22 protein-coding genes are annotated in these 24,853 nt (G+C 70.7%); 15 read left to right on the forward strand and 7 right to left on the reverse strand.

Annotated elements, in window-relative coordinates:
* Positions 1-73 precede the first annotated feature (73 nt).
* The gene (locus tag AC1DVI_RS00655) at positions 74-1,882 is read left to right on the forward strand and encodes an extracellular solute-binding protein (protein ID WP_476956377.1); all 1,809 of its coding nucleotides are present in this window, start codon (positions 74-76) and stop codon (positions 1,880-1,882) included.
* Here the strand turns inward: AC1DVI_RS00655 and AC1DVI_RS00660 are convergent.
* From AC1DVI_RS00660 to AC1DVI_RS00670, 3 genes are all read right to left on the reverse strand, one after another.
* The gene (locus AC1DVI_RS00660; protein ID WP_476956378.1) at positions 1,837-2,568 is read right to left on the reverse strand and encodes a cytidylate kinase-like family protein; all 732 of its coding nucleotides are present in this window, start codon (positions 2,566-2,568) and stop codon (positions 1,837-1,839) included. The genes AC1DVI_RS00655 and AC1DVI_RS00660 overlap by 46 nt on opposite strands.
* A 120-nt stretch (positions 2,569-2,688) precedes the next feature.
* Positions 2,689-4,230 carry a 2-polyprenylphenol 6-hydroxylase gene (ubiB, locus tag AC1DVI_RS00665; protein ID WP_247889246.1) on the reverse strand — a complete coding sequence of 514 codons (1,542 nt, stop codon included), beginning with the start codon at positions 4,228-4,230 and terminating at the stop codon, positions 2,689-2,691.
* A gap of 4 nt (positions 4,231-4,234) precedes the next feature.
* Positions 4,235-5,044, reverse strand: a complete 810-nt coding sequence (locus AC1DVI_RS00670; RefSeq protein WP_247889847.1) for a class I SAM-dependent methyltransferase — start codon at positions 5,042-5,044, stop codon at positions 4,235-4,237.
* Positions 5,045-5,192: 148 nt separating this feature from the next.
* Here AC1DVI_RS00670 and AC1DVI_RS00675 point away from each other — a divergent pair, with 148 nt between their 5' ends.
* The 9 genes from AC1DVI_RS00675 (at position 5,193) to AC1DVI_RS00715 (ending at position 16,629) form a co-directional block, all read left to right on the forward strand.
* Complete coding sequence (locus AC1DVI_RS00675; protein WP_476956379.1) at positions 5,193-7,085, forward strand: glycosyltransferase family 9 protein; 1,893 nt, start codon at positions 5,193-5,195, stop codon at positions 7,083-7,085.
* A 41-nt stretch (positions 7,086-7,126) separates the two neighbouring features.
* On the forward strand, positions 7,127-9,151 hold the full coding sequence (locus tag AC1DVI_RS00680; protein ID WP_476956380.1) for a tetratricopeptide repeat protein: 2,025 nt from the start codon (positions 7,127-7,129) through the stop codon (positions 9,149-9,151).
* A gap of 100 nt (positions 9,152-9,251) precedes the next feature.
* Entirely contained in the window at positions 9,252-10,094 is an 843-nt protein-coding gene (gene mutM / locus AC1DVI_RS00685) for a bifunctional DNA-formamidopyrimidine glycosylase/DNA-(apurinic or apyrimidinic site) lyase (protein WP_476956381.1), read from the forward strand.
* A 14-nt stretch (positions 10,095-10,108) separates the two neighbouring features.
* Positions 10,109-10,555: a hypothetical protein gene (locus AC1DVI_RS00690; protein WP_149164606.1), complete on the forward strand. Its 447-nt coding sequence runs from the start codon at positions 10,109-10,111 to the stop codon at positions 10,553-10,555.
* Positions 10,556-10,637: 82 nt separating this feature from the next.
* The gene (locus tag AC1DVI_RS00695) at positions 10,638-11,414 is read left to right on the forward strand and encodes an enoyl-CoA hydratase (protein WP_476956382.1); all 777 of its coding nucleotides are present in this window, start codon (positions 10,638-10,640) and stop codon (positions 11,412-11,414) included.
* Between the two features lie 173 nt (positions 11,415-11,587).
* Positions 11,588-11,848, forward strand: a complete 261-nt coding sequence (rpsT, locus tag AC1DVI_RS00700) for a 30S ribosomal protein S20 (RefSeq protein ID WP_149164604.1) — start codon at positions 11,588-11,590, stop codon at positions 11,846-11,848.
* Between the two features lie 633 nt (positions 11,849-12,481).
* On the forward strand, positions 12,482-14,026 hold the full coding sequence (dnaA, locus tag AC1DVI_RS00705) for a chromosomal replication initiator protein DnaA (protein ID WP_476956383.1): 1,545 nt from the start codon (positions 12,482-12,484) through the stop codon (positions 14,024-14,026).
* Positions 14,027-14,217: 191 nt separating this feature from the next.
* The gene (locus AC1DVI_RS00710) at positions 14,218-15,402 is read left to right on the forward strand and encodes an extracellular solute-binding protein (protein ID WP_476956384.1); all 1,185 of its coding nucleotides are present in this window, start codon (positions 14,218-14,220) and stop codon (positions 15,400-15,402) included.
* A gap of 165 nt (positions 15,403-15,567) precedes the next feature.
* Complete coding sequence (locus AC1DVI_RS00715) at positions 15,568-16,629, forward strand: ABC transporter ATP-binding protein (RefSeq protein WP_476956385.1); 1,062 nt, start codon at positions 15,568-15,570, stop codon at positions 16,627-16,629.
* Positions 16,630-16,635: 6 nt separating this feature from the next.
* Here the strand turns inward: AC1DVI_RS00715 and AC1DVI_RS00720 are convergent, their stop codons facing one another.
* The 3 genes from AC1DVI_RS00720 to AC1DVI_RS00730 are packed head-to-tail and all read right to left on the reverse strand — an operon-like array spanning position 16,636 to position 19,257.
* On the reverse strand, positions 16,636-18,264 hold the full coding sequence (locus AC1DVI_RS00720; RefSeq protein WP_476956386.1) for a copper resistance CopC/CopD family protein: 1,629 nt from the start codon (positions 18,262-18,264) through the stop codon (positions 16,636-16,638).
* A 16-nt stretch (positions 18,265-18,280) separates the two neighbouring features.
* On the reverse strand, positions 18,281-18,820 hold the full coding sequence (locus AC1DVI_RS00725) for a YcnI family copper-binding membrane protein (protein WP_476956387.1): 540 nt from the start codon (positions 18,818-18,820) through the stop codon (positions 18,281-18,283).
* 38 nt (positions 18,821-18,858) lie between these two features.
* On the reverse strand, positions 18,859-19,257 hold the full coding sequence (locus AC1DVI_RS00730) for a DUF2946 family protein (RefSeq protein WP_476956388.1): 399 nt from the start codon (positions 19,255-19,257) through the stop codon (positions 18,859-18,861).
* A gap of 183 nt (positions 19,258-19,440) precedes the next feature.
* Between AC1DVI_RS00730 and AC1DVI_RS00735 the strand changes: the two genes are divergently transcribed.
* Both AC1DVI_RS00735 and AC1DVI_RS00740 read left to right on the forward strand, forming a co-directional pair.
* Positions 19,441-20,325, forward strand: coding sequence for an ABC transporter permease (locus AC1DVI_RS00735; RefSeq protein ID WP_476956389.1), 885 nt, complete (start codon positions 19,441-19,443; stop codon positions 20,323-20,325).
* Between the two features lie 13 nt (positions 20,326-20,338).
* A complete protein-coding gene (locus tag AC1DVI_RS00740; protein WP_035670025.1) occupies positions 20,339-21,148 on the forward strand; it encodes an ABC transporter permease in 810 nt (269 codons plus the stop codon).
* A 9-nt stretch (positions 21,149-21,157) separates the two neighbouring features.
* On the opposite strand, the gene AC1DVI_RS00745 is transcribed toward AC1DVI_RS00740, so the two are convergent.
* Complete coding sequence (locus AC1DVI_RS00745; RefSeq protein ID WP_149164597.1) at positions 21,158-21,400, reverse strand: hypothetical protein; 243 nt, start codon at positions 21,398-21,400, stop codon at positions 21,158-21,160.
* Between the two features lie 163 nt (positions 21,401-21,563).
* Here AC1DVI_RS00745 and AC1DVI_RS00750 point away from each other — a divergent pair, with 163 nt between their 5' ends.
* The 3 genes from AC1DVI_RS00750 to AC1DVI_RS00760 are packed head-to-tail and all read left to right on the forward strand — an operon-like array spanning position 21,564 to position 24,761.
* Positions 21,564-21,980, forward strand: coding sequence for an acyl-CoA thioesterase (locus tag AC1DVI_RS00750; RefSeq protein ID WP_476956390.1), 417 nt, complete (start codon positions 21,564-21,566; stop codon positions 21,978-21,980).
* A 7-nt stretch (positions 21,981-21,987) separates the two neighbouring features.
* Positions 21,988-23,391, forward strand: a complete 1,404-nt coding sequence (locus AC1DVI_RS00755; protein ID WP_476956391.1) for a multicopper oxidase family protein — start codon at positions 21,988-21,990, stop codon at positions 23,389-23,391.
* Positions 23,388-24,761, forward strand: coding sequence for a class I SAM-dependent RNA methyltransferase (locus AC1DVI_RS00760; RefSeq protein ID WP_476956392.1), 1,374 nt, complete (start codon positions 23,388-23,390; stop codon positions 24,759-24,761). Before AC1DVI_RS00755 ends, AC1DVI_RS00760 begins: the two co-directional genes overlap by 4 nt.
* Positions 24,762-24,853: the final 92 nt, after the last annotated feature.

Here is a 24,853-nt window from a genome sequence, read left to right on the forward strand (position 1 = left end):
CGCGGAGTTTAGGCAGATGCGGGCATAAGTCAAAGCCACTTGCGCAGGTGCGGCAAAGGGACGAGCCTTCGCCATGCCCTGCATCCTCTTTGCGCTGCTCTGTCTCGCCTTTTTTCCCCTTGCGGCACGGGCCGACCCCCCCGCGAAGGCTGTCCACGCCCTCGCCATGCATGGCGACCCCGCCTATCCGCCGGATTTTGCGCACTTCGCCTACGTCAATCCCGACGCGCCGAAGGGCGGCACGCTGCGCCAAGCGGTGACCGGCGGCTTCGACACGCTGAACCCCCATGTGGTCAAGGGCATGCCCGCCCTGGGGCTTAGTTTCGTCTTCGAAACGATGATGGCCCGCTCGTGGGACGAGCCGTTTTCGCTCTACGGCCTGCTGGCCGAGAGGCTGGAGGTGCCGGAGGACCGCGGTGGCGCCGTCTTCCATCTCAACCCCGCCGCACGCTGGCACGACGGGACGCCGGTGACCGCCGCCGACGTGCTGTTCTCGCTTGAGGTGCAGCGCGCCCACGGCACGCCGAACCGCCGCCAGTTCTACGCCAAGGTGGCGAGCGCCGAGGCGCCGGACGACCGTACCGTCCGCTTCGCCTTCGCCCCCGGCCCGGACGGGCGTTTCGACCGCGAGATGCCGCTGCTGATGGGGCTGATGCCGATCCACGCCAAGGCGTGGTGGGCGGGGCGGGACTTCGCCGCCACGACGCTCGACCCGCCGCTGGGCAGCGGCCCCTACCGGGTCAAACAGGCGGAGGCCGGGCGGCGCATCGTCTACGAGCGGGTGGCCGATTACTGGGGGCGGGACCTGCCGTCGCGGCGCGGGCTGTTCAACGCCGACACGCTGGATTTCACCTATTACCGCGACGACTCGGTGGCTCTGGAGGCGTTCCTGGCCGGGCAGGGCGACGTGCGGCGCGAATCCGATCCCGCCAAATGGGTCACCGGCTACGACGGCCCGGCGCTGCGCGCGGGGCGGATCGTGCTGGAGGAGCTGCCGCACCGCCGTCCGGAGTTCGCCCGCGGCCTGATCTTCAACACCCGCCGCCCCCCGTTCCAGGACATCCGGGTGCGGCGGGCGCTCGGTCTCGCCACCGATTTCGCCTGGATCGGCAAGACGCTGTTCCACGGCGCGCTGGTCCGCACCGCCAGCTATTACCCGAACTCCGAACTGGCGGCGGAGGGGTTGCCAGGGCCGGAGGAGGTGGCGGTGCTGGAGCCCTTCCGCGACCGCCTGCCGCCGGCGCTGTTCACCCAGCCCTTCGCCCTGCCACACACCGACGGCAGCGGCCCGGCGGGGGCGCGGGGCAACCTGCGCGAGGCGCTGCGCCTGCTGGCCGAGGCCGGCTGGCGGGTAAGCGGCGGGCGGCTGACCGACGGGGCGGGGCGTCCCTTCGCCTTCGAAATCCTGCTGGGCAACCCGGCGGACGAACGGGTGGCGCTGGAATACGCCCGCTCGCTGGGGCGGCTGGGGATCGCCGCCACAGTACGCACGGTGGACAACGCGCAGTATCAGGCGCGCCTCGATCATTTCGATTTCGACATGACCTTGCGCTGGTGGGTTTCCAGCCTATCGCCGGGCAACGAGCAGCTTTACTATTACGGGTCCGAGGCGGCGGACCAGCCGGGCAGCCGCAACTATCCCGGCATCCGCGACCCAGTGGTGGACGCCATCGCCGCCTCCATCGCCGAGGCGCGGACGCGTGCCGACCTCGTGGCCCGCGTCCGCGCGCTCGACCGGGTGCTGCTGTGGGGCCATTACATGGTGCCGCTGTTTCACAGCCCGGCCGACCGCATGGCCCGCTGGTCGCGGCTGAAACATCCGGAGGCGACGCCCCTCTACGGCCCGCTGGTCGAGTCCTGGTGGATCGAGGAGGGCGGGTGAGCCTCCGCATGCCCGCCATGGATGCGGTAGGCGTGCAGGATCATCTCCGTGACGGCGTCCAGGTCGGTGAAGCGGTCGGTGTTGACGATCAGGTCGTACTGCAGCGGATCGCTGTTGGAGACCTTGAAGAACTCCTTGAAATACTTGGCGCGGGCGGCGTTGACCCGCTGGACCTCGTGCAGCGCGTCGGCGACCTTGGCGGGATCGCCGCCGGCCAGCCGCGCGGCGCAGACCTCGTCCGAGCCGACGATGCGGACGCGGAAGCGCGGCGCCCCGCGCAGCAGCAGATGCGCCCCGCGCCCGACGATCACCCCGCCGCGGAAGGCGATGCCGTTGACCACGCGGGTCAGCAGCCGCTGGTACTCGGTCAGCGGGTCGTGCAGCCCCATCAGGCTGGCGTAGAGGAACATCCCCGCCCGGCCCGGCAGCTTCTCGTCGAGCTGGCGCATCAGCGTCGGGTCGGAGGTGGCCGTCGCCACCACGGCGTCGAGGATTTCCTTGTCGAAGCAGGGCACCCCCAGCGACTCGGCGAGCTTCGCCGCGATCACCTCGCCGCCGGTCCCGTGCTCGCGGGCGATGGTGACGACGGGCGGCGGGGACTCCAACGGGCCGGAGCGGGGCCGGTGCGGCTGGAATTGGTCGGTTCGGATGTAGGTCAGAAGCGCCTGGAATTCGTCGCGGGCCATGGCTTCCCTCCGCGAACGGTTGCGACGACTCCAGTGTCCGGCTGGGCGGTGGCGGGGTCAACCACGCCCAAGGGGGAGGGGCACGCCGCCGCACCCCTTTCGCGCTCAGTCAAAATGGATTTACAGCACCTTCACCGCGATCACCGTCAGCAGGACGACGATGATCCACAGGGCGATGCGCTCGCTGATCCGGCGCTCCACCCAGCGGTCGAGCATATGCTTGATCGAATGGGGATGCAGGCGCAGGCCGCCGTCGGCCAACTCGGCGGCGGCGCGTTCGGCCTGGTTCACCAGCCGGGGCAGGCGGCGCACCGTCGACACCACGGCCTCCAGATCGTCGAGAATCTGGGCTTCCGGCCCACGGTTCTCGCGCATCCAGTCCTCGATCAGCGGACGCGCCAGCTCCCACATGTTGATGTCGGGGTTCAGGAAGCGGCCCACCCCCTCCGCCGTCAGCATGCTCTTCTGGAGCAGGAGGAGCTGCGGCTGGGTCTCCATCTCGAACTGCTCGGTCACCGCGAAGAGCTGGGCGAGCAGCCGGCCGACGGAGATCTCGCTCAGCGGCTTGTTCTGCAACGGCTCGCCGATGGCGCGGCAGGCCTGGGTGAAGACTTCGATCGACTGGTGGCGGGGGACGTAGCCCGCCTCGAAATGCACCACCGCGACGCGGCGGTAGTCGCCGGTCAGGAAGCCGATCAGCATGTCGGCGAGGTAGGTCCGGGTCGCCCGGTCCAGCCGGCCCATGATGCCGAAGTCGACGGCGGTGATGTTGCCGTCATGGGTGACGAACAGGTTGCCCGGATGCAGGTCGGCGTGGAAGAAGCCGTCACGGAAAACCTGGTTGAAGAAGCTGGCCGAGGCCTTCGCCAGGATCTCGTCGCGGTCGAAGCCGGCGGCGTCGAGCCTTTCCGACTCGTCGACCTTGAAGCCGCGGATGCGCTCCAGCGTCAGGACGCGGCGCGCCGTGCGGTCCCAGTCGATGGCCGGCACGTTGAAGGTTGGGTCGTCCTTGAAGTTGTCCCCCAGTTCCGACGCCGCCGCGGCTTCCATCCGCAGCTCCATCTCCAGGCGGGAGGTGCGGGCGAAGGTGTCCACCACCTCGCGCGGGCGCAGCCGCTTCAGCTTGGGCATGACCACGACGGCCAGCTCGGCCAGCCAATAGAACAGGTCGATGTCCCGCTCGAAGGCGTTCTCGATGCCCGGCCGCAGCACCTTCACCGCGACCTCCCGCCCCTCGGCGGTGACGGCGAAATGCACCTGCGCGATGGAGGCGGCGGCGACCGGCACCTCGTCGAAACTGCGGAACAGCGTCCCGATGGGGGCGCCCAGCTCCTCTTCCACGATGGCGCGGGCCTGGGCGCCGGGGAAAGGCGGCAGCTTGTCCTGAAGCTCGGCCAAGTCCAGCGCCATCCGCTCGCCGACGAGGTCGGAGCGGGTGGAGAGCAACTGCCCCAGCTTGATGTAGGTCGGCCCCAGATCGGCCAGCGCGCGGGCCAGCCGCTGGCCGACGCGGCCCGGCTCCTTCGCGTTGCCGACCCAGCGCCAGAACAGGGCGAAGCCGGGGGCGGTCTGCGGCAGCGTTTCCGGCAGCGCGTTGTAACGCGCCAGCGTGCGGCCGATCACGAAGAGGCGGCCGATGTTTCGGGCGGTCCGGAACAGCATCCGGTCAGATCCGCCAGCCGGAATGGATGGCGGCGATGCCGCCGGTCAGGTTGCGCACGCGCACCGCGCCGAATCCGGCGGCCTCGATGCGCTTGACCATGGCCTGCTGCTCGGGGAAGCGGCGGATGCTCTCCGCCAGATAGCGGTAGCTGTCCTCGTCCCCGGCCACCATGCGGCCGAGCCGCGGCAGGACCTGGAAGGAATAGACGTCGTAGATCTCGCGCAGGACCGGAAGGACCACGTGGCTGAACTCCAGGCAGAAGAACTTTCCGCCGGGCTTCAACACGCGGCGCGCCTCGGAAAGCGCGGCGTCGATGCGCGTGACGTTGCGCAGGCCGAACGCAATGGTGTAGGCGTCCACCGAACGGGAGGCGATGGGCAGCCTTTCGGCGTCGCCGACCGTCCAGTTCACGCCGGTCAGCAGGTTGCGGTCGTAGGAACGGTCGCGCCCGACGCGGACCATCGACTCGGTGATGTCGCAGACCACCGCCCGGCCGCCGCCGCGTTCCAGGAAGCGGAAGGCGATGTCGCCGGTGCCGCCCGCCACGTCGAGCAGCGTCATGTCGGCCTTGGGCGCCACCATCTCCATCAGCGTGTCCTTCCACAGCCGGTGGATGCCGCCCGACATCAGGTCGTTCATCAGGTCGTAGCGCCCGGCCACGCTGTCGAAGACGGCGCGGACGAGGCCGGACTTGGCGTCGGGATCGACGGGGCGGTAGCCGAACCAGTTCCCTTCGGCCCCGGCGGACACGCCGGTGGCCTGGGCCGGAGCTGCGGGCTGGGACGGGGCGGAGGGGGTGCGCGGATCGGTCATGGCGCGCAACATAGCGCGCGACCTGGGCTTGCGCCAGCCGGGGCGTTGCCGTGACGCACCCCCGGCGCGCGGTTTTTGCGGACTTGACCCCGCGCCCCGGCTTCGCCACCGTGCCCGCCGGTGGACGATGGCGGACGGACGGGGGACCATGGCCACGCTGCAGGAAGCCCTGCTGATCGCCTTCGACCTCCAGCGGGAGGGGCGCTTCGCCGAGGCCGACTCGGTCTACGGGCAGATCCTCGACGCCGTTCCCGGCCACCCGCCGGCCCTGCATCTGCGCGGCCTTCTCCTCGCCCAGTGCGGGCGGCTGGAGGAGGGCTGCGCGCTGGTCGAGCAGGCCGTCGCCGGGGATGGAAGCCAGCCCGACCTGCACGCCAACCACGCCAACCTGTTGGAGGCGCTGGGCCGGTTCGGCGCGGCGGCGGAGGCGCTGGCCCGCGCCGCCGCCCTCGATCCGGAGCGCGTGGCGCTTCTCAACAATTTCGCGGTGCGCCGGCTGGCCGCCGACGATCCGGCCCCGGCGGAGCAGGCCCTGCGAGTCGCGGTGGACCTTCGGCCGGGGCTGGCCGATCCGCGCGTCAACCGTGCCCAGGCGCTGGACGCACTGGGTCGTATGGACGAGGCGCTGGCGCAGCGGCGGATCGCCGCGCTGCTGGCGCCGGACGACGCCGCCCTGCTGGAGATGCTGGCCTTGCGGCCCGATGCGGGGGAAGGGGAGCTGCGCCGCGCCCTGCGGCTCGACCCGGAGCGCGCGGTGCTGTGGAACCGGCTGGGGGCGTGGCGGAAGGACCGCGGCGCGCTGCCCACCGCCCGCAGCGCCTATGAATGCGGTCTGACGCTGGACCCCGCCGACGCCGCGCTGTGGAACAACCGGGCCAATGCGCTGAAGGGGCAGGGCGATCCGGACGGCGCGCGGGACGCCCTGCGGCGGGCGGCGGCGCTCCGGCCGGACTCGGCGCCGATCCGCAACAATCTCTCTGACGCCCACACGCTCTGCGGCGATCCGCAGGCAGCGCTGGCCGAGGCGGAAGCGGCGCTCGCCCGCGACCCCGCCCTGGCCGACGCGCGGCTGGCGCGGGCCTCGGCGCTGCTGGCGCTCGGGCGCTTCGCCGAGGGCTGGGACGCCTGGGAGGACCGCTGGTCCGCCGAACCCTGGTGCCGCACCGCCGGGCGCTTCCCGCAGCCGCTGTGGACCGGCCAGCCGCTCGGCGGCGGACGGCTGCTCGTCTGGGGGGAGCAGGGGGTCGGCGACGAGCTGATGTTCGCCACGATGCTCCCGTTGTTGACGCAATCGTCAACAGATAAGACGCAATCATCAACAGGCGCTTTGGCGGGCTGCCTGTTGGAATGCGACGCCCGGCTGGCGCCGCTGTTCGCCCGCGCTCTGCCGGGAGTGGAGGTTGTGCCGCGCGGCCCGCTGCCGGACCCGCGCCTGTCCGCCCCGGACATCGCCGCGCAGATCCCCTCGGGCAGCCTGCCGCGTCTGCTGCTGCGCGCCGAGGAGGATTTCCGCCGGCTCCGTCCGATCCTGGTGCCCGATCCGGCGCGGACACCGGCGCTTCGGCGGACCGGCCGGCGGCCCCTGGTCGGCATCGCCTGGCACACCACCAACCCGAAATGGGGACGCCTGCGCAACGTGCCGCTGGCCGAACTGGCGCGCCGGCTCGACGGGGCGGGCGCCGACATGGTCGTCCTGCAATACGGCGACTGGTCGGATGAGGTCGCCGCCCTGGCGGCCGACGGCGTCGCCGTCGCGCTGCCGCCCGGGCTGGACCGCAAGGACGACCTGGAGGGGCTGGCCGCGCAGATCGCCGCCACCGACCTCGTCGTCACCATCGACAACGCCACCGCCCATCTCGCCGGTGCGCTGGGGCATCCGGTCTGGGTTCTGCTCTCCCATGCGCCGGACTGGCGCTGGCTGGTCGGCCGGGACGGCTCGCCCTGGTACCCCTCGGCCCGCCTGTTCCGCCAAGCGGCGGCAGGGGACTGGCGGACGCCGCTGGACGCCGTGACCGACCGGCTGCGCGCGCTTTTCCTATAGCTCTGCTACCCTTCATCCCTCTCACCATCCAGCGCGGACTCATGGCGACAATCGCGGAAGCCCTGGCCATCGCCTTCGACCACCACGAGTCCGGCCGTCTGGCCGAGGCCGAGATCCTCTATGGCCGCATCCTCGACGCCGATCCCCATCAGGCGACCGCGCTGCATCTGCTGGGCGTGCTCTACGGCCAGACGGACCGGCCGAAGCTGGCCGCGGCGCTGTTCGTCGGGGCGATCGGGCTGGTTCCCGACAATCCGGGCCTGCGCTACGACCTCGCCCGCGTCCGGCTGATCCTGGAGGACGGCGAGGGGGCGGTGGGTGCCCTGCGGCGGACGCTGGCGCTCCAGCCCGACCATGCGGCGGCGCTGTTCCAGCTCGCCCTGGCCTGCCGCGGCGTCGGGCGGCACGACGAGTCGCTGCTGGTGCTGGAACGGCTCCTGGCGCTCCAGCCCGACAGCCTGGAGGCGCGCTACCTCGCCGACCGGGCGGTGGAGCGGGAGGGGCGGGCGCTTCTGGAGCGGGGGGAGGTCGGCCGGGCGGTGGCGCGGCTCACCCGCCCGGTGGCGGAGGCGGTGGGCGTGCCGCTCCTCTCCGCCCACGCCGCCGCCCTTTACCGAGACGGCCGGGTGGAGGAGTCCGCCCGGCTGTTCCGCGGGCTTCTGGCCGGCCGGCCGGCGGAGGCCCTGGCGCTGTGGAACCTGTCGCTGTGCCGGCTCGACGGGCGCGACGCGGCGGCGGCGGAGCGGCTGGCCCGCCGGGCGCGCGCCCTGGCCCCGCAGGAGGCGGAGGCCCACGCCAAGCTGGGGCTGGCGCTGGCCGCCCTTGGGCGGCGGGCGGCGGCGATGACCGCCGCCCGCGCGGCGCTGGCCTGCGATCCGGCGCACGCGCCGTCCCTGTCCAACCTCGGCGCGCTGACGATCCAGAGCGGGGATGACGCGCAGGCCCTGCGGCTGGCCGACCGGGCGTTGCGGCTGGCCCCGGATCTGGGCGAGGCCCAGGTCGTCCGCGGCGACGCCCTGGTGCATCTCGACCGTTCGCGGGACGCGGAGGAGGCCTTCCGCGGCGCCCTGCGCGTGGCGCCGCGCTTGGTCGTCGCCCACTGGAACCTCGCCCATCTGCTGCTGCGCCAGGGCGATTACGCCGCCGGCTGGGCGGAATACGAGTGGCGCTGGCGCAGCGAAGCCCTGGCCGGGCAGCGCCGCCCCTTCCGCCAGCCGCTCTGGGACGGCACCGATTTGACGGGGCGGACCATCCTGGTCCATGCGGAGCAAGGGATGGGCGACACCATCCAGTTCATCCGCTTTCTGGATCATGTGCTGCGAGCCGCCCCGGCGCGCGTCCATCTGGAGGCGCACGGCCCTCTCCTCCCCCTGCTGGAGCGCAACACCGACCCGGCGCGGGTGACGGCGATCCCGCGGGCGCCCGACTTTCCAGGGGTGGGCGGCTTGCCCGACACCGACGTCCAGATCCCGCTGATGAGCCTCGCCGGCCTGTTCTGCCCGAGCCTGGAGGCGATCCCCGCACGCACACCCTATCTCGGTGCACCGGAAGAGCGGCGCGGCCCCTGGGCGTGGCGCCTGCGGGATGCGGCGCCCGACGCCCGGCTGCGGGTCGGGCTGGTCTGGGCGGGGCGGCCCCAGTATCACGCCGACGCCATCCGCTCCATGCCCTTGTCCGCCCTGGCCCCGCTGGCGGCGGTGCCGGGTGTGGCGCTGTTTTCCCTCCAGGTGGGAGACGCCGAGCGGCAGAGGATGGAGGTATCCTTCCCGGTCATCGACCTGTCGGACGGTCTGACCAGCTTCGCCGAAACGGCGGCGGCGGTGGAGGCGCTGGACCTGATCGTCGCGGTCGATACGGCGGTCGCCCATCTGGCCGGCGCGCTGGGCCGCCCGGTCTGGGTGCTGCTGCCCTGGAACAACGACTGGCGCTGGCTCAGCGGGCGCGACGACAGCCCCTGGTATCCCACCGCCCGCCTGTTCCGCCAGACCCGGAACGGCGGCTGGTCCGGCCCGGCGGAGGCGGTGGCGCGCGCCTTGCGGAGGCTGGTGGACGGTTCGGAGGACTGAGGGCGCCATCCGTTCGCCGCCACGGGTGCTCGCTCCCCGATGAGCGTCAACACGTGCCCCCTTGCGTCAACCGGCGCTTCCCACCATCCTCCTTGCCATCATGCCCGAACTTCCCGAAGTCGAAACCGTCTGCCGCGGCCTCGCCCCGCATCTGGAGGGGCGGACGCTGGTCCAGGTGCTCCAGCGCCGCGCCAACCTGCGGGTTCCCTTTCCGGCCGGCTTCTGCGAGCGGCTGACCGGGCGCCGCGTCGAGTCGGTGCGCCGCCGCGCCAAATACATCCTGATCCATCTCGACGACGGGACGGTGCTGATCGCCCATCTCGGCATGTCGGGCCGCATGATCATCACGCCGGAACGGCCCGCCGCCTGGGGCGCCCACGACCATGTCGTGCTGGAGACCGACGCCGGGACGGTGGTGACCTTCAACGACGCCCGCCGCTTCGGCCTGATGGACCTCGCCATGGCGGAGACGCTCGCCGAGCACCCGCTGCTGCGCGCGCTGGGGCCGGAGCCGCTGGGCAACGCCTTCTCCGGACCGGTGCTGGCCGCGCGGCTGGCCGGGCGGATGACCAGCATCAAGGCTGCCTTGCTGGACCAGAACGTGGTCGCCGGGCTCGGCAACATCTACGTGTCGGAAGCGCTGTTCCTCGCCCGCCTCAGCCCCACGCGCATCGCCGCCACGGTGACCGGCGCCAAGGCGGAGCGGCTGGCCACGGCGATCCGCGCGGTGCTGGAGCGGGCCATCGCCGCGGGGGGATCGTCCTTGCGCGACTACCGGCAGGCGTCGGGGGAACTCGGCTACTTCCAGCACCAGTTCTCGGTCTATGACCGCGAGGGCGCGCCCTGTCCGGGCTGCAGCTGCGACGTGGCGAAGACCGGGGGCGTCCGCCGGATCGTCCAGGCGGGCCGTTCGACTTTCTATTGTCCGCAACGCCAGCGTTGATATAGGTGGAAGGTATGACGGCTCCATCGGCCACCGCCAGGGCGGCGCTCGCCGCCCTTCTCCTCGCCGGCCCCGCCCTTGCGGGTCTGGCCGGGGTTCCATTGCCCGCGACCTCGTCCGCCTGGGCCGCCGACCCCACCCGCTACGTCGAAGGGATGGGGGACGTGCCGGTCATGCCGGGCCTCGCCCCCGCCGAGGAGGCGCCGCTGGTCTTCGACAAGCCCGCCGGACGCATCGCCCAGTCGGTCATGGCGGGTGCCATGGACCGCAATGCGGTCCTCTCCTTCTACAACCAGACCATGCCGCAGCTCGGTTGGACCCGCGCCCCGCAACGGACGGGCGGCGGCGCCAGTTTCCTGCGGGAGGGCGAGGAACTGCGCCTGGAATTCGTCGAGCCGGCCCGCGCCGCTGTCCAGAAGGCGGTAGCCACGGTCGTCCGCTTCTCGCTGATTCCGCGCTGATTCCTCCAAAAGAGACCAAGAGCAAACCAGAACGCCCCCCGGACATGAGCGAGGGGGCCAAACCACGGGAGCCTGCTGCATCATGCCGTACGAAACCATTCTCGTCGAAACCCGCGGACCGGTCGGGCTCGTCACGCTGAACCGGCCCAAGGCGCTGAACGCGCTGTCCGACCTGCTGGTGACCGAGCTGGGCCAAGCGCTGGACGCGCTGGAGGCCGACGATTCCGTCGGCGCCATCGTGGTCACGGGTTCGGAGAAGGCCTTCGCCGCCGGCGCCGACATCAAGGAGATGCAGAATTTCTCCTACATGGACGTCTACAAGGCCAACTTCATCACCGCCAAGTGGGAGCGGCTGGCCAAGTGCCGCAAGCCGACCATCGCCGCGGTCGCCGGCTACGCGCTGGGCGGCGGCTGCGAGCTGGCGATGATGGCCGACTTCATCCTGGCCGCCGAAACCGCCAAGTTCGGCCAGCCGGAGATCACCATCGGCACCATCCCCGGCGCCGGCGGCACGCAGCGTCTGACCCGCTTCGTCGGCAAGTCCAAGGCCATGGAGATGTGCCTGACCGGCCGCCTGATGGACGCCGCCGAGGCCGAGCGCGCCGGCCTCGTCAGCCGCGTCGTGCCGGCGGTGGATCTGGTGGACGAGGCGGTGCGGGTCGCCGAGAAGATCGCCAAGCTCTCGCGCCCGGTCGTCATGATGGCCAAGGACGCCGTCAACGCCGCCTACGAGACGACCATGTCCGAGGGCATCCGGGTGGAGCGCCGAATCTTCCACTCCACTTTCGCCACCGAAGACCAGAAGGAAGGCATGGCCGCCTTCGCCGAGAAGCGTCAGCCGGATTGGAAGCATCGCTGACATCCCCCGACTCCTCCCCCGTATCTAGCGGGGGAGGACCAGAAATCCGTCAAGATCTCGTAATCTATCCTTTGCCGAAAAACAGTGTTGGACGGTGCCTTGACTCTCATTCGGCTGGAGCGTATAAGGCCCCCTCGCACTGGGACAGGCGTGTCGTCCGGAGTAGGGTTTTCATGGCCAATCATAAGTCTGCTGAAAAGCGCATTCGTCAAACCGCGCGTCGTACGGAGATCAACCGTAACCGCGTCAGCCGTATCCGCACCTTCGTGAAGAAGGTCGAGACGGCGATCTCGTCCGGCAACAAGGCTGAAGCCGCTGAGGCTTTCAAGGCCGCGCAGCCGGAAATGATGCGTGGGGCCTCCAAGGGCGTCCTGCACAGGAACACCGTGTCGCGCAAGCTGTCGCGCCTGTCGGCCCGCATCAAGGCTCTCTGAGTTTACTCGGCGTTATAAAGCCGCGCACCAGTTCTGGGCGCGGCTTTTTGCGTTTTTGATAAGTACAATCTCCGGTCTTTCCGAGTCCTCCGGCAGAACTCCGGTGGGGCAGGGGATCGCGGCTGCTGGGCGGCGAGTCGCTTCCGGTGGTCCTGGTCTTTCGTGAGGGCAGGGGCGGGTTCCGGAGGGGTTGCGTGATTTTTGCCGCAGTCCGGACCGTTCGCTTTCTGTCCTATTGCCACGGCGAGGGCGGCTGATTAGACTTTCGATCCGTTGGGAATGGCGCACCGATGTTGTCTTTGATGTCACGCGTCATTTGCTAAAGGACGGAGACGTTCAAAGCGGCGGACAACGCTGCGGGACGCTCAAGAAGCTCGACTCAACCCGTTGCTCCTGGAGCGATGCTTTTCTTAAAACTCGACGTGGCAAAGGCGGAGTCCAACTTCGCCAAAGGGATAGTATTGTCGCCCAGTTGGGAGGCATCCACCGTTGGAGTCTTCAGGAGAGGAACGTTTTGAAGGCAGGAAGCCTAAGTTAAGGGGCCTAAGTTAAAGGGTCTGAGTTAAGTCGAGCGGGACGGTGCCCCCTGCGGCGCTGGGCCGCCCGGGGGGAAAGGAGCGGGGTAGGGGAAGCATGTCGGTCGGCGCGTCGTTGGATCAGCAGTGGGCCCGCATCCGGGGCCGCCTCAAGGACGAGGTGGGCGAGATCGCCTACCGCAGCTGGCTGCAGCCGCTTTCCTTCGCCGGAATCCGCGGCGGGGAGGTGCGCATCGTCGTACCCACCCGCTTCATGCGCGACTGGGTGCTGACCCACTACGCCGACCGCATCCGCAACCTGTGGGCTGGCGAGAATCCGGACGTCCTGTCCATCGACGTCGTGGTCGCCTCCGCCAACGCCCCGTCCATGCTGATGCCGGACGAGGACGCGGGCGAGGCATCGCGCGACTCCGCTCCGGCCGACGGCACCGTCGGCGGCGGCCCGGTTCCTCCGACGCCCGCCCCGCGGGCCGCGGCGCTCAACCAGTCCGCGTCCTATGGGGCCGCCTCCTACGGCGCCAACTCCTACATCGGCTCGTCCTATTCGGCGGGACCGCCCTCCTTCGCGTCGGACGAGTCGCCCACGGCGGTCGCCTCGGTGCTGGAGGACCGGACCGACATCTCCGCGCCGCTGGACCCCCGCTTCACCTTCGAGAATTTCGTGGTGGGCAAGCCGAACGAGCTGGCCCACGCCGCCGCCCGGCGCGTCGCCGACGCCACCTCGGTCACCTTCAACCCGTTGTTCCTCTACGGCGGGGTCGGGCTGGGCAAGACGCACCTGATGCACGCCATCGCCTGGCAGATCCGGCGGAACGATCCGAACCGCAAGGTGATCTACCTGTCGGCGGAAAAGTTCATGTACCAGTTCATCCGGGCGTTGCGCTTCAAGGACACCATGGCCTTCAAGCAGCAGTTCCGCTCGGTGGACGTGCTGATGATCGACGACGTGCAGTTCATCAGCGGCAAGGACAGCACCCAGGAGGAGTTCTTCCACACCTTCAACGCGCTGGTGGACCAGAACCGTCAGGTCATCATCTCCGCCGACAAGAGCCCGTCCGACCTGGAAGGCATGGAGGAGCGGCTGCGCTCCCGCCTCGGCTGGGGCCTCGTCGCGGACATCCACCCGACCACCTACGAGCTGCGGCTGGGCATCCTCCAGGCCAAGGCCGACGCGCTGAACGCGGCCATCCCGCTGAAGGTGCTGGAGTTCCTCGCCCACAAGATCACCTCCAACGTGCGCGAGCTGGAAGGGGCGCTGAACCGCATCGTCGCGCACGCCGAGCTGGTCGGCCGGGCCATCTCGCTGGAATCGACGCAGGAGGTGCTGCACGACCTGCTGCGCGCCAACGACCGCCGCGTCACCATCGACGAGATCCAGAAGCGGGTGGCAGAGCATTTCAACATCCGCGTCGCCGACATGCATTCGGCCCGCCGCGCCCGCGCCGTGGCCCGCCCGCGGCAGGTCGCCATGTATCTCGCCAAGCAGCTCACCGCCCGCTCCCTGCCGGAGATCGGGCGCAAGTTCGGCGGGCGCGACCACACCACCGTGATGCACGCGGTGAAGAAGGTGGAGGAACTGCGCACCACCGACCCCGCCTTCGCCGAGGACGTCGAGCTTCTCCGCCGCATGCTGGAGAGCTGACCGGGCCTCCGGCCCGTTACAGGGCGATCCGTTACAGGCCGATGAAGTTTGCACCCACTCCCGCTTGAGCCATGGACGGCGCCCGGATATCGCGGCACAGTTGCCGCTGCGGCGGAGTCCGGCAGGTCCGGCCCCGCGCTGGCACAGCCAGCATGAATTCGGGCCAATAAGAAAAGGGGAGAGCAGGTGCCATGACCAAGGTTCCGGAAACCACCAGCCTGGAACAGCGCTCCAGCGCCGAGACGCAGCGCGCCGCCAAGGGCTTCACCCGCCGCCTGCTTCTCCAGGGGACCGCCGCCGCCGCGGGCGTCGCCGCGGTCGGCCCCTTCATCCTGCGCGAGGGCCGCGCCGCGTCGGGCAGCGTCAAGATCTTCTCCTGGGCCGGCTACATCAGCCCGGACATGCTGGCCGACTTCGAGAAGAAGACCGGCATCAAGGCCACCCTGACCGAATACGGCACGAATGACGAGCTGCTGAACCAGCTCAAGGCCACCGGCGGCGCCGGCTTCGACATCATCCACCCCACGGTGGACCGCGTGCCGAACTATGTGGAGTTCGAGCTGGTCCAGCCGCTGGACGAGTCGAAGGTCAAATGGGACGGCTGCCTGAAGTCGGCGGTCGAGGGCTCCGCCGCCATGGGCGCCGTGGTCGGCGGCAAGCGCTTCTTCGCCCCCGCCGACTGGGGGACGGAGGCCATCGCCTATGACCAGGCCAAGGCGCCGCTGACCTACGGCACCGCCAGCTACGGCGACCTGTGGAAGCCGGAGCATGCGGGCAAGGTGACGGTGCGCGGCCATTCCGGCCTGATCGGCATCGGCCTGTGGCTGGAAGGCCAGGGCAAGCTGCCCCACCCGATCCGCGAGCAGTTCAAGGACGAGGCGAAGGCGCGGGCCAATTTCGACGCGATCCTTCAGGTCGCAGCCGCCAACAAGAAGGCCATCGGCCAGTTCTGGTCGAACGAGAACGAGGCCCAGGGCGCCTTCCGCACCAACGGCTGCGTCATCGGCCAGACCTGGGATTCGTCCGCGGTCGCCCTGCGCAAGGAGGGGCTGCCGATCCGCTTCCTGGCGCCGAAGGAAGGGGCGCTGGCCTGGATGGAGGGCTTCGCGATCCCCGCCAAGGCGGCGAACCTGGAGCAGGCCTACGCCTGGATCAACTGGTTCTACACGCCGGAGGCGGGCGCCCTCTACACCAACCATTCCGGCATCTCCAGCACGGCGGTCGGGGCGGAGGCTCATCTGTCCGACCTGAACAAGCAGTTCTTCGCCGACGCCTATCCGGGCGACGCGCTGCAGAAGCTGTGGTGGTGGCCGATCCAGGAGGCCTGGTACGTCTCCATCCGCAACGAGTACCAGGACCGCTTCCTGGCGGCGTGAGCGCAACCCTCTCCCGCTTCCAATGTCCCCTCTCCCCTCCGCTCACGCGCAAACGAAGTTTGCGCTGACGCGACAGGCGGACCTTCGGTCCGCCGAAAGCGGGGAGAGGGTTAGGGTGAGGGGGGTGCGCCTGCTGGCGCATTCCCGTTTTCCAATCAGGTGCCTATGAGTCAGGACGTCCAGCTCGAGTCCGTCACCATGCGGTTCGGTTCCGTCACCGCCGTCCGCGACGTGTCGCTGACGGTCGGGGCGGGGGAATTCTTCAGCTTCCTCGGCCCGTCGGGCTGCGGGAAGACCACCATCCTGCGCATGGTCTCCGGCTTCATGGAGCCGACGGAGGGCGCCATCCGCATCGGCGGCCGCGACATGCGCGGCATCGGCCCGAACAAGCGGCCGACCGCGCTGATCTTCCAGAACCTCGCCCTCTTCCCGCTGATGACGGTGGCGGAGAACATCGGCTTCGGGCTGGAGGTGCGCGGCGTGCCCTTGGCGGAGCGCCAGGGGCGGGTGCGCAAGCTGCTCGACCTCGTGGCCCTGCCGGACGCCGCGCAGAAGAAGGTGACGGAGCTGTCCGGCGGCCAGCGCCAGCGCATCGCCATCGCCCGCGCTCTGGCCGTGGAGCCCGCCGTCCTGCTGCTGGACGAGCCGCTGTCGGCGCTCGACCTGAAGCTGCGCCAGCACATGCGCGCCGAGCTGCGCGACCTGCAGAAGCGGACCGGCGTGACCTTCATCTACATCACCCACGACCAGGGCGAGGCGCTGACCATGTCCGACCGCATCGGCGTGATGTCCAGGGGCGTGCTGGAGCAGGTGGGCGACGGGCGGGCCATCTACGACCATCCGGAAACCGCCTTCGTCGCGTCCTTCGTGGGGGAGAACAACCGCTTTTCCGGCACCGTCGCCGAGTCGGCGGACGGGCTGGCCGCTCTGGACACGCCCCATGGCCGTCTGGTCGGGCGCAACCCGCGGCGGCTCGGCCCCGGCGACCGCGCCACCCTGTTCGTCCGGCCGGAGCGCATGGCGGCGGAGGCGGGGGCGGAAAACGCGCTGGAGGCGCGGGTCACCCACCGGGATTTCGAGGGCGCCTTCATCAACGCCTTCCTGGAAGGTGGCATCACCATCCAGGTCCCGCATCGGGGCGACGAGCCGCCGCTGACCCCCGGCGAGCCCGCGCGGATCGCCTTCCGGGCGGAGGACGCGGTGGTTTTGCCGGACGCACCGGCGTAAGGCCGGTCAGCGGCCGACCGGAACCGCCACGGGCACCGCCGCGCGGAAGGGCACCTTTTCGAAATCGCTGACCAGCGCGTCGAGCCGCACCGCCCAGGCCCCGGCCACCGGCAGGATCATGCCATCCGCCGCGTAGACGCCGGGCGCCACCTTGGGCAGGGGGCGGGTGATGCCCTCGATCCCGGCGGCGGGCAGGGCCAGCTCCGCCGACACCTCCAGCGCGTCGAGCGGCGCGCCGTCCGGTCCCGTCAGGCGCATCTCGACGCGGTTCGCTCCCGGCGTCGCCGGGGTCACCGTCACGATGGCCGTGCGCCCGCGCGCCACGACCGCGGTGCTGAAGCCCGCCGGCTTCTCGGCGAAGACCGGCAGGGACTCGGTGCGTGGCGGCGGCGTGGTGCCCAGCCCGGCGGTGAACAGCACGACCAGCGCCGCCACCACCATCTCCGTATGGACGCTGGCGCGCAGCCGGGCCGCCGCCTGTCCGCCCATGACCTCCAGCCGCGGCGTCAGCCGCCACCGGTTGACGGCGGCCAGCGCCAGCAGGGCCAGCGCGCAGATGATTTTGCCGGTCCAGATCTGGCCGTAGGCGGTGGTCAGGATGGTGCGCGGGTCGGCGAGTTGCAACGCGCTCAGCCCCGCCCCGGCCAGCAGCAAAACCGCCACCGCCGGAACCGCCCAGCCGGAAAAGCGCCGGACCAGCCGCAGCGACTCGGCCGGCGGCTCCGTCCGCAGCAGCACCGCCAGTGGCCAGAAGCTGCCGATCCAGAAGGCCACCGCCAGACTGTGCAATGCCACCAGCGGCACGCTGAGCCAGCGCGGCTCCGCCGTTGCGGCGTGGCCGGTGGTGGCGAGCGCCAGCGCCGCCCCGACCGCCCCGGTGACCAGCAGCACGCGGCCCGCCGTCCCCCGCTCCTCCAGCGCCAGTCCCAGGGCGACGGCGATCAGGCCGAGCAGGGCCAGGAGGGCGCTTGGCCCCGCCGTACTGGTCAGGCCGGCGATCCAGGGCGAGGCTCCGGCCAAGGTGGACAGTGGCGCGCCTTCCAGCACCGCCCCGGCGAGACCGGCGTTCAGCACGGCCACCAGGGCGGCGACGCCGACGCCCAGGCACAGGCCGGGGCGCAGGCGGCGGTTCAGCGGACTCCACCGCCCCGCCACCAGCACCAGGAACAGCCCGCCCCCCACCGCGGCGAGCAGGCTTCCGTAATGGAGCGCCCGGACCGCGGCGGCGGCCAGCAGCGTGGCCGGCGGCGTCGCGCCGCCAAGCTCCACAGGCCGTTCCGGTTCCGCACCGATCCCGAACAGGAGCGATCCGGCGACCGGATGGCCGTCCGCCGAGCTGACGCGGTAGCTGAGGACGTGCGTCCCCACCGCCAGCCCGCCGGGCAGCGCGACGCGCAGCGCCCCGTCCCTGGCGGCCGGGGCGGGCAGGGGAAGCGTCACCCCGCCGGGGCCGATCAGCGTCACCGACACCGGCCGCACCGGCTCGTTGAAGCGCAGCATGGCCTCGGCGGGCGGGCTGTCGAGCCGCGCCCCATCCTCCGGAACGCTCTCCACCAGCACGGCATGCGCCAGGGCCGGCGCGGACAGGGACAGCAGCATCAGGGCGGCGACCCACCCCACGACCAGCCGGCGCATGCGATCGTCCCTTCCCTTACGGCTTGGCGGTCAGGGTGACGCCGGGGGCCGGCTCCTTGACGTCGTGGTCGGTCTTGCCCGGCTCCGGGATCTCGATCCAGCGGTGCACGCCCGTCTCGCACTCCTGCACCACGGGGAAATAGACCACGGTGCCGGGGGCGGCATCGGGCAGGCGTGCGCGGAAGACGAACTCGTCGTAATGGGCGTCGGGCAGCGAGCCGCCGGTCCAGGCGATCTCGGTGACGCCTTTGCTCAGCGACTCGCCGTAGTAGTCGTAGGCCTTGGCGTATTGGCCTTCCTTGGTCGTCAGGGTCCAGCCGGGCTTGGGCATCGGCTTCACCGCGATGACTCCCTCAGGGATCTGCACGCGCAGGGCGATGGTGGGGGAGGCGCCGCAGCCATGGCCGACGCGCAGCACGCCCTTGTAGGTGCTGGCGGCGGGCGCCTGCTTGGTCTCCAGCGTGGTGTGGGCGAGGGCGGCGGAACCAGGAAGAAGACCGGGCAGGCAAGCGAGGACGGCGGCGGCCAGCAGGGCGCCGCGGGTGTTGCGGATCATGGGAACTCTCCGGTGTGGGTCTGTCTGAGGGGGTCGGTTCAGACACCCACCGGAGGCGCCCTGGCGGAGAAGGCGCGCAGGGATCGCCCGACCCCGGCCTCGTCGTCCGCGGGCAGCGGAAGGGCGGCCAGCACGATCCCGGCCGGCGGCAGCGGGGCCGGCGCCAGGACCGGACCCAGCAGGGACCCGCCGCCCAGCGACAGGCAGATCGGGCAATAGGTGACATGGCCCGGCGTGCCGTCCGGGACGGGGCCATGGTCGGAGTGCGACGCTGCGGAGGCGTCGGGCGCGGCGCCGGAATGGCAGATCGAGCCGGCCATGGCGAGCTGCGCCGACTCCGCCAGCACCCTGGCCAGCGGCGCCGGGACGTGGGTGGCCATGACCAGGGCGTGGAAGACCAGCACCAGCGCGGCGACCCACGCTGTTGCTTCCCTCATCACCCCGGATGTCCGCCATGCACGCATGACGCCACTATGGCCACAGTCCGGGGACCGAAAAAAGGCAATAAAAATGTGGTTATTTGCTGGGGCATAGCCTCGCTTGCGCTCCGGCCCGGGGTCGTGAGAGGCTTTCGATCCTAAGAATCTCGGCTCTGAATCTCAGCGGGTGGGGGAGTGGTCATGGGCGGCGTGCTGCGCCGGTACGGTCCGGTTCTGACCGCGGCGATCCTGCTGGCGGTGGCCGCGTGGCTGCTGCTGCTGGTCGTGCTGCCGCAATTGCTGATGGTGGATTTCTCCTTCCGCCCGTCGCTGCCACCCAGCAAGGCCGGTGGGCCGGAGGACGTCTACACGCTGCGCAACTACGCGACGCTGTGGACCAACCAGATCCATCTGGCGATCTTCCTCAAGACGATCTGGGCAAGCAGCCTGGTCACCGCCGTCACGCTGGCCGTCTGCTACCCGGTGGCCTTCTACATGGCGCAGGTGGTGCCGCGGCGGCGCCTGCCGCTGCTCGTGTTGATGCTCGTCGTTCCCTTCTGGATCAACGAGCTGCTGCGCACCTTCGCCTGGTACATCATCCTGGCCTTCAACGGGCCGCTGAACGCGCTGCTGGTCGGGCTCGGTCTCTATTCGGAGCCGCAGCGGCTGCTCGGCGGGGATGCCGGGGTGATCATCGGGATGGTCTACGTCTACATCCTGTTCATGGTGTTCCCGATCATGAACGCCATGGAGTCGCTGGACCGCAACCAGATCGAGGCGGCGCGCGACCTGGGAGCGGGGTGGCTGCGCATCCACCGCCGCATCGTCATTCCCCACGCCAAGCCGGGCATCGCGGTCGGCTGCATCATGACCTTCATGCTGGCGGCGGGCAGCTACGCCGTGCCGGCCCTTCTGGGCGGACCGCAGAGCCGTTGGTTCACCGAGGTCATCTACAACTGGTTCTTCGAGGGCGGGAACTGGAACCAGGGGGCGGCCTACGCCTTCATCCTGCTGATCCTGTGCGTCGCCTTCATTCTGCTGATGATGCGGCTGTTCCGCGTCGGCCTCACGGATATCGCCAAGTGACGGACATCGCCAAATGACCGCCGCAAGTTTCCGCCGCTGGGTCACCGGGGCCTATCTGGTCCTGTTCTTCGGCTATCTGTTCCTGCCGCTGGGGATCATGGCGGCGGCGACCTTCAACAGCAGCCGCTTCCCGACCGTCACCCCCTGGATGGGCTTCACGCTGCAATGGTTCGGCGCCCTGTGGGCCGACCAGCGCATGTGGCAGGCGCTGGGCACCAGCCTGCTGGTCGGGGCGGGGGTGATTGCCGTGGCGGTGCCGCTGGGGCTGGCGGCGGCGCTGCTGCTCGACCGGCTGCACAGCCGGGCGCGGACCTTCCTCTACGCCGTGATGGTGTCGCCGCTGCTGACGCCGGGGGTGATCGTCGGCATCTCCACGCTGGTCTTCTGGCGGGAGTGGTTCGGGGTGACCGGAGGCCTGTTCCTGACCATCTTGGCGCAGTCCAGCTTCATCGCGGCCTACGCGATGCTGCTGTTCCTGGCGCGGCTGCAACGGTTCGACCAGACGCTGGAGGAGGCGGCGCTGGATCTGGGCGCCACCCACGGGCAGGTGTTCCGGCGGATCACGCTGCCGTATCTGACGCCGGCCATCCTGTCGGCGTCCTTCCTGGCCTTCCTGCAGAGCTTCGAGAACTACAACACGACGCTGTTCGTGCGCGGGCTGGACACCACGCTGACGGTCTACATCGCCTCGAAGGTGCGCACGGGCCTGACGCCCGCGGTCAACGCGCTGTCGCTGATCCTGATCGCGCTGACCATCCTGGGCGCCGTCGTCTACGAAATCCTGCGCCGGCGCGAAGCGCGCCGGCAGCCGGACCCCGCGTGACGGCAGGAATCAATCTTCGCTTTCGTCGGCGTCGGCTTCGATCTGGGCGGCCAGATCGCGCAGCATGTCGATGACGTCCTCGTGGCTGGTCTCGTCCACGGCGGTGTTCACGGCGGCCTCGATCATGGCGACGGCGATGTAGGGGCCGAGGACCCCGCCTTCCTTGATCGCCGCCTCGAGATGCTTCTCGGCGACCGACAGGGCCTTCTCGAAGAGGGCCTCGGCCGTCTGGTTGGTGCTGTCCTTGCTCATCTTGCGGTCCGTTGCGGGTGTTATGGTGCGACTCCTATAACACCGGCCCGCCCGGCTTGGCGCGGCAAATCGGGACGGTGCGGGGAATGACCGTCATGCCCGGGCTTGCCCCGGCCCGCCGCACCGGCCACATTCGGCCGGAACCATCATCCGACAGGCGACCATGACCGATCCGACCCGCCCCGACCTCTACCGTTTCTGGACCGGGGAGCATGTGCGCTTCGCCGACCTCGACGCGCTCGGCCACGTCAACAACAACGCCATCGGCGTGTATTTCGAACAGATTCGCGTGTTGCTGGTCCATGATTGCGGTGGTTTCCGCGACGAGTCCCCCTGGACCGTGGTGCTGGCGCGCAGCGTCATCGACTACAAGGCGGAGCTGCGGTTCCCGGCGGACATCCGCGTCGGCGCGCGGGTGGCGAAGGTTGGCAACAGCTCCGTCGTTCTGGGGGCGGCGATCTTCGAGGGCGACCGCTGCGTCGCCGTGCAGGAGGCCGTCTGCGTCATCGTCGACAAGGACAGCCACCGCCCGACCCCGGTGTCGGCCGACCTGCGCGACGCCCTGGCCCGCTACGCGTGAGGACGCCGTGCCGCCGCGTTTCCCGCTGACCCGCCGCGATCTGCTGACCGGCTCCGCCCTGTTGGCCGGGTCCGCTCTGCTGCCGCGCGCGGCCCGKGCGGCGGKGGGGGAGGGGGAGGCGGTCAGCCTGTCCGCCGGCCCGGCCCGCGCCAATCTGGCGGGGGCGGGCTTTCCCGACACGGCGGTCTGGGCCTATGACGGGCGGATTCCGGGGCCGGAGCTGCGCTTCCGCCAGGGCGACACCGCGCGCATCGCCTTCGCCAACGGCCTGCCGGAGCCGACGACCATCCACTGGCACGGCCTGCGCGTTCCCAACGCCATGGACGGGGTGCCCGGCCTGTCGCAGCCGCCGGTGCCGGCGGGCGGGCGGTTCGACTATGAATTCCCGCTGAAGGATGCCGGCACCTTCTGGTACCACCCCCACGTCAACAGCGGGGTCCAGGTGGCCCACGGCCTGACCGGCGCCTTCATCGTGGAGGAGCGGGAGCCGATCCGCGTCGACCGCGACCTGCTCTGGCTGCTCGGCGACTGGCGGCTGACCAGGGAGGCGGAGCTGGCCGGCGGTTTCGGTCACCCCATGGACGCCACCCACGCCGGGCGCATCGGCAACACCGTCACCATCAACGGCGCCGTCCGGGACAGCGTGCCGGTCCGCGCCGGGGAGCGCGTCCGGCTGCGCCTGATCAACGCGGCGAACGCCCGCGTCTTCGCGCTCGACTTCCAGGGGCACGCGCCGCAGGTGATCGCGTTTGACGGTCAGCCGGTGACGCCGCACGCCCCGCCGGACGGCAAGGTGGTGCTGGGACCCGGCCAGCGCGCCGACCTCGTGATCGATATGGCCGGCAGGCCGGGCGAGGGGTTCGACGTGGTGGACGGCTTCTACCCGCGCATGGCCTACCGGCTGACCCGGCTGACCTACAGCGGCGAGGCCCCCTTGCGCGACTCGCCGCTGGACTCCCCGATCCCGCTGGCCGCCAACCCACTGCCCGAGCCTGACCTTGCCGGCGCCGTCCGCCAAGACGTGGTGCTGGACGGCGGGATGCACGGCGCCATGCCGAAGAGCGCCGGACCGCGCGGCCCCTTCTGGGCGCTGAACGGCGTCGCCGCCATGGGGCATCATCATCTTGAGCCGCTCATCACCGTCAAACGCGGTCAAACGCAGGTGACGGCCTTCGTCAACGAGACCGGCTGGTGGCACCCCATGCACCTGCACGGCTTTCCCTTCCGCGTCCTCTCGCGCAACGGCCGGCCGGCCGAACACCGCGAGTGGCGCGACACCGTCCTGCTCGGCCCCCGTGAGACGGCCGAGATCGCCTTCGTGGCCGAAGAGGCCGGCGACTGGATGCTCCACTGCCACGTTCTGGAGCATCAGGAGACCGGCATGATGGCCGTCCTGAGAGTGACCGCGTGAAACGACCCGCCCCCAAACACCGCCCGTCCCTCCGCAGCGGCGAACCGCGCACCGCTCCCCGTGTTGCCCCCCGTGTCGCCGAGGTGACCGTCACCGAGGTCGGCGCCCGCGGCGACGGCATCGCCAGCTTCGACGATGCCAAGCTCTTCGTGCCGCTGACCGTCCCCGGCGACCGCGTGCGGGTGGCCGTGAAGGAGGCCGCCAACGCCAAGGGAGACGGTCTGCGCGCCGACCTGCTGGAGATCCTGGAGCCCGGCCCCGGCCGCACGGCACCGCCCTGTTCCCATTTCGGAACCTGCGGCGGCTGCACGCTCCAGCATATGGAGGACGCCACCTACGCCGCCTGGAAGGTCGGGCTGGTGCAGGGCGCGCTGGCCCGCGTCGGGCTGGGCGACGCGGTCCTGGAGCCGCCCTTGGAGCCGCCCTTGGAGCCACTGTCGCGGACGCCGCCGGCCGCGCGCCGCCGCGCCCGCTTCGCCGCGCTGAAGCGGGGGCGGCGGGTCTGGCTCGGCTTCAACGAGCGGATGAGCCACCGGCTGACCGACCTGACGGAGTGTCCGGTGCTGCGGCCCGCCCTGTTCGCCCTGGTGGAGCCGTTGCGCGGGCTGCTGCTGTCGGTTCTGCCGGACGGTGGCGGCTGCGACGTGATCGCCACCGATCTGGAGGGCGGGATCGACCTCGTGCTGGTCGGGCCGCGCAGCCTGGACCGCGCCGCGCGGGAACGGCTGGTGGCCTTCGGCGAGGCGGTCGGGGTGGCCCGCATTTCCTGGCAGGCCGACGAGCGACAGCCGGATGGCCGCGGCACGCCGGAGCCCATCGCCCACCGCCGCCCGCTGGCGGTGTCCTTCGCCGGCCTGCCGGTGACTCCGCCGCCCGGCGCCTTCCTTCAGGCGAGCGCCGAGGGGGAGGCCGCTCTGGTCGCCGCCGTCCTCGCCAACATCGGGCAGCCCAAGCGGGTGGCCGACCTGTTCGCCGGGCTGGGCACCTTCGCGGTCCCGCTGGCCCGGAAGGCGGCGGTCCATGCGGTGGAGGGGGACGCCCCGGCGCTGGCCGCTCTGACCAAGGCGGCGGGGGCGCTGCGCCTGACCACGGAGCGGCGCGACCTGTTCGAGAACCCGTTGACGGCGAAGGAACTGGCGCGGTTCGACGCGGTGGTCTTCGACCCGCCGCGCGCCGGTGCGGCGGCCCAGGCGCAGGCCCTGGCCGGCTCCAAGGTGCCCCGCGTGGTGGCGGTGTCCTGCAACCCCGCGACCTTCGCCCGCGATGCCCGCACGCTGGTGGACGGCGGGTACGCGTTGAGCCGCGTTTATCCCGTGGACCAGTTCCTGTGGTCGGCCCACGTCGAGGTCGTCGGGGTGTTCACCCGGTAGATGCTGCGGTGGGAGCGGGTCACCACGACGACACGAAGGACACGAAGAACATCACAAAGAAGTTCCGGCAAAGCGGAGCGGTCTTCCGTCAG

Source organism: Azospirillum sp. P4_B5, from assembly GCF_056402275.1.